The following is a 7,475-nucleotide window of genomic DNA, read 5'->3' as shown; positions in this document are numbered from 1 at the left end:
GTCATTTGGCTGGCTAACACAACCCCCTCCCCAAACACCACACCACCCCCCCAGCGCGCGACCCCCCCCGGCCCCCGCCAGCCCCCTGAGCGCGGGCCCCGGCGGTTCTCCCGCCCCGTCACCACCTGTGTGGTCGTGACGGAGCCGGAGAGCCGGAGATGGCTCGGCAAAGAAAAGAGGCCCCGGCTAGGGGGCCTCTCCTCAATCTTTGTTCCCGCGACCGCTGACAAGGAGCGAATCGCATGCTCAACGCTACCAGCGGGGGTGCCCCGTGAGCACCGCCGCCACCACCCTCGATCTCGACAAGTCCGCCGCCGAGGCGTACGCGGAGCGCAGCCCGCTGCCCGCCCTGGCGGCCACGGTCATCGCGCTGACTGCCGCCGTCCTGGCGCTGCTGGACCTGTTCGCCAACGGCCTGTGGCCCACCGTCCTGCACCTGACGGTCGCCCTCGCCGTGTTCGGCGTGGTCCGGCTGTGCGTCGGACTGGCCCTGGACCCCTTCTTCCTGACCGAATCGCACGACGACCCGGAGAGCAGCCCATGAGCGCCCCCGTCGACATCCGCAAGCCCGACCCGGCCCCGGCCGCCGACGAGCCGCGCCCCTGGTTCGCCGACCCCGGCCCGGCCGGCCACCCCGACCCCGACCATGGCGACCCTGTGCCGGAGTCCGGCTCCGAGCCGGACACCCCGGAGCCCGCGCCCGCCCCGCAGGACGAGGACGAGGCCGGGGACGACCCGCGCACGATGAGGGCACTCGCCGTCATCGCCGGGGTCGGCGGCCTGGTGCTCGCCGGGATCGGGTTCACCGGCTCCTACACCACGCTGAAGAACCTCGCGATGGGCAAGGGGTTCGGTGACTTCTCGTACGCGTTCCCGATCGGGATCGACGCCGGGATCCTGGTGCTCCTGGCGCTTGACCTCTACATGATGCGCAAGCGGATGCCGCTGCCGATCCTGCGCTGGACGGCCCACGCCCTGACCGCGGCCACCGTGGCGTTCAACGCCGCCGCCCCGCCCGGCCCGGTGATGGACGACCCGCTCGCCGCCTCGATGCACGGCGTGATCCCGGTCCTGTTCATCGTCGCCGTGGAGGCCGCCCGCCACTACATCGGCCGGATGGCCGACCTCCTGGCCGGCGAGACGCCGCTCGGATCGGTGCCGCTCGCCCGCTGGCTGCTCGCCCCGCTGTCCACCGCCGGCCTCTCCCGCCGGATGCGGCTCTACCACCTCCCCTATACGGAGGCCGTTTCCCAGCACCAGCAGATCAGGATCTATCGGGAGGGTCTGCGCCAGAAGTACGGCACGAAGGAGTGGCGTTCAAAGGCGACGGCGAACGAACTGCTGCCGTTCAAGCTGGCCCCGTTCGGGTTCAGCGTGGAGCGCTCCCTGGGAGTGCCCCTGCTGGAGGAGACCAAGAGGCTGAAGCGGGACGCGGACGCGGCCGTTCAAAGGGCGGAGGCCGAGATTCAGAAGGTCGCCGCCGGTGTTCAGATCGGGACCGCGAAGATTCAGGCGGAGGTCGACAAGATCCGCGCCGAGGGCCAGCTGAAGATCGCCAAAGCCGAAGCGGAACGCGAGGCTCAGGCCGAGATTCAACGGGCCGAGGCCGATGCTCAACTCCGCGAGTCCGAGCGGGTCCACGCGCTCAAGCTCAAGGAGGACGAGGCCGCGGCCCGCGTCCAGGACCTCGCGGACGAGGCCGAGAAGCGCCGTATCCTGGCCCGGATCGAGCGGGAGAAGGCGCAGTCCGCCTGGGGACTGGAGCAGCAGCAGATGACCGCTCAGGCCACCGAGGCCGAGCGCCGTATCGCCGCCGACGCCTCCGCCCGCGCCCGCCGCGACGAGATCGCCCGCCAGGCCGGTCTCGTCGAGGAGGAGCAGCGCCTGGCCGCCGCCGAAGCCGCGGCGAACAAGGCCCTGGCCGAGGCCGCCGACCACGAGCGGATCACGGCCGAGCACCGCGCCCGGGAGGCGGAAGCCGACAGGCTGGCGCAGCTGGACCGCGAGGAGACCGCCGCCTCGCTCGCCCGGGAGGAGAAGGCGAAGGAGGAGGCCGCCGGGCACCAGGCACGTATCAAGGAGTTCGAGGCCCGGGCAGTCCAGGCCGCGGCCCTGGCCCGCATGAATCAGACCGACTGGGACACCCAGCGGGTCGTCGCCATGATCCGGGCCCGGGGTGAGAGCGCGGTCACCGTCCGCGTCATCGCCGACGAGCTGGGCACCTCCACCGGCACCGCCCAGGACCGCAAGAACCGCGCCGTCGAGCTTCTTGGGAAGGAGGGCGGCGACGGTTCGGTCCCGGAGCAGTCCGCCGCCTGAAACGGAATCGCCCGTCCCCTTCGCTGGAGCACTGCTCCTGGCCCTCACGGTCGCCCCCGCGCCCCCTGCCCCGGCATCACACCCCGGGACACAGGTGGTGCGGGGCCGGCCGTGGCCGCCAGGCCCCCGGCACGACCCGTACCCGACCGGCAATCGCCGCTCCCTGCCCTCAATTCCCCCTGACCGCCCCCCTTGATTCAGCTACGGACTGTAGCGGCGAGGCGAGGCGAGGCCAGGCGAGGCGAGCCGGAACACCCCCAACCCCCGCCTCGGACGGCTCCGACACGGGTGGAAGGGGGGTCTGGTGCTCGCCTGGCCTCGCCTCGCCTCGCCTCGCCGCTACGGTCAGTGAGGAGAGCCGTCGTGGCAGACACCGCGACCCTTGACCCCCAGCAGACCCCCGGCACCCCTGCGGCCGACACCTCGGCCGCTGGCACCACCGTGGTCCAGGCCGCCCCGGACCCGGCCCCCGCGCCCGTTCCGGAGCCCCCGGCGCCGCGCCGCGGCCGGACCCGCGCGGTCCCGCTCCTTGTCCACGGAACGAACGCAACCGGAACGACCCTGGGCGCGGCCTACACCGCCGCCGGGGTTCCCGGCCTCGCCGCCGCCGCGGGCGTCGGGGCGGCGGTCGGGCTCGCCGCGCTGGCCGGCCGGAGGAAGAAGAACGCTGCCGCCGCCCGCAGGGCGGCCCGGGACGCCGCCCGCAACCGGTCCGGCTCCGCCACCGGCGGCGGCACGGGGCAGTCCGGGCGGTCCGGCCGGGGCGGCGGCCTCCTCGGCACCGGACGCGTCAGCGGATCATCCGGGCGCGGCAGTCGCGGCGGCGCCGGATCATCCGGTGGCAGCTCGGGAGGCCGGATGAACAACCGCTCCGGCGGGTTGAACGGCCGGGCCGGAGGGTTGAACGGCCGCTCTCCCGGAGCGTCCGGGACGGGCCGGGGAGCCTCCGGCAGGGGCGGAATCGCGCCCGGCTCCCCGGGCTCGCCGGGTGGTCCGCGTGGCGGTCTGAACAAGAACGGCGGCAGGTTGAACACCCCGGGCGGCAGGCTGAACAAGAACAGCGGCGGCATGAACGGCACCGGTCCGGGCCGCCCCGGAGGCTCCGGTGGCGGGCGGAACGGGGGCGGTTCGCCGAACGGCGGCCGTCACCGCAAGAACGGAACCGGTGGAACCAACGGGAGTGGCGGGGCCTGGCAGGGCGTCAAGAGCGCGCTCGGCAAGCTCCGCCGCCGCGACGTGAACAACGGCGGCGGCACGACGAACACCACCGCCCCGAAGACGCCCGACCCCGCCACAACCCCGAAGACCTCGAAGACGCCGAAGACGCCGAAGACGGGCGGCCGCTCGCGGGTCTCCCGCATGTTGAACACCGCGCGGTCCTGGATGAACAGGCTGCGCCGCACCAAGAAGGCGAAGGCGGCGGCGAAGGGCGGCTCCGGATCCGGCACTGCGGCCGGGAAGGTGCCGGGCCGGGTCTACCGGTGGCGGCGCCTGGTGCTCCGCAAGACCGGGCACTGGGCCCGCTGCGCCGGCGCCGGGCTCCTCGCCGCACTTACCGGGCTGGCCACCCTCCCCCTCGGCATCCTCTGGGGGACCTGGAGGCTGTTCACCAAGCACCGGGACCCCTTGCACGGCTTCCTCTTCCCCGTCCGGATCGCCGGGCGGATCTGGCGCCGCTTCTTCCGCCGCTCCCGGGCCCGGCACGACGCCGACGCTCGCGCCGAGCAGCTCAACCTCACCGTCAACGACCCCCGGAAGGACACCGACACATCCATGGGTTCCAGCCTCGACACCAGCAGCGCCGTCCTCGACGGCAAGAACAGCAAGTTCGCCCTCGCCATGTCCGCGAGCCACGCCTCCTACGCCGGATACCGGCCGCGCTCGATGATGGAGGTCGCGGCCGAGTACGCCGGGCTGCCCAATGCCCTGCGGGCCACGGCCGCCACCGTCCGGGACATGGCCGTTGCCTCGGACCGCAGGTACCCGTGCAGCAAGCGGGCCCTGGTGAAGCTGGCCGAAGCCGCGCAGCGCACTGCGAACGCCGCCGCCCGCGCCGACGACATGGTCGTCCTCTTCCGGGCGGCGCACGCGTTCGACATCGAGCGGATCCTCCATCCGCGGACGGGCGAGTGGATGTGGAACGTCACCCCGAATGGGGCGGCGGTGCCGGAGGCGGTGATGTTCATGCCGGGCCGGATCGAGTCCGGGTGCGTCCTGATGTCCGCGCTGTACCGGACGTTCGAGCCGGTCCACATGATGCAGGTCGGCGCCGAGTACGAGGGCATGAGCCTGGGGCTGGCGTCGCTGGCCGACTCGGTGTCCCTCCTGCACACCCGCACCCGCGACGTCTACCCCGTCGACGACCGGGTGACCGACGAGCTCGGCACGATCACCGCCACGCTCCGCGCGGCGGCCGACGACGCGGCGATGGCCGCGAAGCTCTTCGCCCACGACCACCGCCGCGAGATCAGCCACAACGTGAACCCGCGCAAGGGACGGTCGTCCGAGGAGATGTGGAACACCCCCCGCTGACCCCGCTCCCCCTTGCACCACCTGGTGGCCGCCCGTGGAACACGGGCGGCCACCGCCCTTTTCTCTCCCGCTCTGCCTTCCTCATCACCCCCTATTTCTATGGATGGAGTTCGTCATGTCGCGTCAGTGGGACTGGTCGCCGCCCCCCGGTCACCCCGCCTTTCTCGGATACGCCGGTGAGACCGCAGCGACCGCGGTGATGCTGGCCCCGCTGACCGGGATGCCCTGGCAGGCCGCCGCCGTCACCCTCGCCGGAGCCGCCACCGCCGGAGCCGCCTGGGACATCAGGCAGTCCACCACCACCGGCACCCTCACCACCCGGGCCCTGACCTGGCTCACCGCCGGGGCCTGGACCTCCTGGGCACTCGCCGCAGCTCCCCTGACCATGACCGGCTGGGCGTCCGGCCTCGGCGTCGCCGCCGTCGGCCTCGCCCTCAACGCCAGTGTCAACCGCACCGAGGAGACCCGCTCCGAGCGCAAGGCCCTGATGCTGCTGCGCCGGGAGTCGGTCGGAATCCTCAAGGACTGGGAGGACCGGCTGGAGCGGGTCGCCCGGATCGAGGGCTGCCACGGCAAGGACGTGCGGCACTGGCCCGGGAAGGTCGGCTACACCGTCGAGATGGACCTCCCGCCGGGCGGCACCACCGCCGACGACCTGGCCGGGTACGGGCCCAAGTGCGCGGCGGACATGCGCCTCCCGGACGGATGCGGCGTCGAGATCGCCCCGGGCGCCAACCGGGGCACCATTCTGATCGACGTCACCCTCGAAGACGTCGTCTCCCAGGACCTCCCCTACCCGGACGACTACAGCGACCTCACCCTGACCGAGCGGTTCCCGTTCGGACTGCACCGCGACGGCCAGCCCGCCCTGGGGTCGCTGTGCAACGACTGCGGTGTCCTCGTCGGCGAGACCGACGCCGGGAAGACCAACACGCTGCGCGTCGTCACCGCCCAGCTCGCCCGGATGCCGGACGCGCTGATCTGGGCGATCGACATCACCGGCGGCGGCGTCGCACTCCCCTGGATCACCCCCTGGGCCACCGAGGGAATCGCCACGGCGCCGGTGGTGGACTGGATCGCCCACGACCTCGCCGAGGCCAAGCTGATGCTGACGATGGCCGGGGAGATCATCGCCGCCCGCAAGGCCGGCTACCAGAAGCTCATGCGGGAGAAGAAGTCCGACAACAAGCTCCCCATCACCGGCGACATCCCCGGCATCGTCATCATCTGCGACGAGACCGCCTCCCTCCCCCACGACGTCAAGGAACTCCTCGACAAGGTCATCAACGAGGGCCGCGCGATGCGGGTCCGCACCCTGACCTGCGGGCTGCGCGGCACCCAGGACGTCATCACCGCCGCGATGAAGCTCCAGGCGAAGTGGCGGGTCGGCATGACCGTGAGCGACGCGGAAGAACTCGCCTACCTCTTCCCCGGGTACATCAAGCTCGACCCGAAGGACGCGCCGGTCGCCGGGTCCGGCTGGACCCTGCACACCCGCCTCGGACCGAAGAAGCCGGCCGCCTTCAAGGCGTGGTACATCACGGACGAGATCACCGACAAGGTGTGCGCCGCGACCTCCGCCCGCCGCCCCGCCCTCGACCCCCTCTCCGCCAACGTCCAGTCCGGCGCGCTGTATCCGCAGCGCTGGGCCCGCGCCCTGCCCGTCCTCTACCAGGGCCAGACCCTCACCGAGTCCGCGCAGCACGCCGTCGACAACGCCGGAGAGCTGATCGACACCACCACCGCCATCACCCCCGCACCCGCCTCCACTTCCTTCCCGGACGAGGGCTCGGTGCCGTCCGGGTACGAGGGGTTCGGCAGCTCTGCGGCCGAGCTGTTCGCCGCCGTTGACGCCGCCCTCGCCGGAGCGGACACCGGACCGGGCGCGGTCCCCGCCGACCCGGACCCGGCGGACCCGGACCCGGAGCCTGTGCGGGCCGTTCCGCAGAACGTCGTTCCGCTCCAGCCCCGTCCCACCGACCCGCGTGAGACAGGACTGGAGCTCCTGACCGCCGCGGGCACAACCGGCTGCACCCCGAAGGAACTCCACACCGCGCTGCGCAAAGCGCTCGGCGACGACGGTGTCCCCGCGGAGCGGACCGTTCGCGGCTGGATGGCGAAGTGGGCCGAGGAAGGCAAGGTCGTCGCGGACACCAGCGGCCAGTACACCCGCTACATCTCCCGCACCGCCGCCCAGCAGGCCACATCACCGGCCCCACCTGCGGCACAGGTTCCGGACACGGCGGCATCAGACCCGGCGGCACCGGCCGGCCCGGACGGCCCCGTGCCGGACGCCCAGCCGCGTCCCGGCCTGCCGGAGGGAGAGGACGGACTCCTCGTCCTCCAGGCCGCCGAACTCGTCATCGCCACGCAGTTCGCCACCGCGCCGATGCTCCAGCGCAAGCTCCGCATCGGCTGGGCACTGGCTGGGCAGGTCCTCGACGTCCTGCACCAGCTCGCCATCGTCGGCCCCGCCCACGGCAGCCAGGCACGAGACGTCCTCGTCCTGCCCGGCCACCAGGTCGACGCCCTCGCCCGGCTCGCACGCGAACTGGGCATCAGCCACGCCGACATGACCGCGGCCGGACTCACGTCCCACGCCACCGACCCGAAGGAGTAGCGCC

General features: G+C 72.7%; 4 protein-coding genes. All 4 read left to right on the top strand.

Going from position 1 to position 7,475, the window contains the following annotated elements; translation table 11 throughout:
• Positions 1-271 precede the first annotated feature (271 nt).
• The 4 genes from ACFXAZ_RS31335 to ACFXAZ_RS31320 all read left to right on the top strand — a co-directional run bounded on the left by ACFXAZ_RS31335 (position 272) and on the right by ACFXAZ_RS31320 (position 7,471).
• Positions 272-544: a hypothetical protein gene (locus ACFXAZ_RS31335; protein ID WP_384598031.1), complete on the top strand. Its 273-nt coding sequence runs from the start codon at positions 272-274 to the stop codon at positions 542-544.
• A complete protein-coding gene (locus ACFXAZ_RS31330) occupies positions 541-2,319 on the top strand; it encodes a DUF2637 domain-containing protein (protein ID WP_384598029.1) in 1,779 nt (592 codons plus the stop codon). Before ACFXAZ_RS31335 ends, ACFXAZ_RS31330 begins: the two co-directional genes overlap by 4 nt.
• Before the next feature lie 363 nt (positions 2,320-2,682).
• Positions 2,683-4,851: a hypothetical protein gene (locus ACFXAZ_RS31325; protein ID WP_384598027.1), complete on the top strand. Its 2,169-nt coding sequence runs from the start codon at positions 2,683-2,685 to the stop codon at positions 4,849-4,851.
• Between the two features lie 115 nt (positions 4,852-4,966).
• Complete coding sequence (locus ACFXAZ_RS31320) at positions 4,967-7,471, top strand: DNA translocase FtsK (protein WP_384598025.1); 2,505 nt, start codon at positions 4,967-4,969, stop codon at positions 7,469-7,471.
• The last annotated feature ends 4 nt before the right edge of the window (positions 7,472-7,475 follow it).

Source organism: Streptomyces sp. NPDC059477, assembly GCF_042749375.1.
Lineage (GTDB): Bacteria > Actinomycetota > Actinomycetes > Streptomycetales > Streptomycetaceae > Streptomyces.
The sequence above is the reverse complement of the archived record's forward strand: the minus strand, read 5'-3'. Positions and strand labels throughout refer to the sequence as shown.

Excerpts from the sequence above, each read along its gene's own strand:
- ACFXAZ_RS31330 (WP_384598029.1), top strand. The coding sequence starts at position 541 with ATGAGCGCCCCCGTCGACATCCGCAAGCCCGACCCGGCCCCGGCCGCC.
- ACFXAZ_RS31320 (WP_384598025.1), top strand. The coding sequence starts at position 4,967 with ATGTCGCGTCAGTGGGACTGGTCGCCGCCCCCCGGTCACCCCGCCTTT.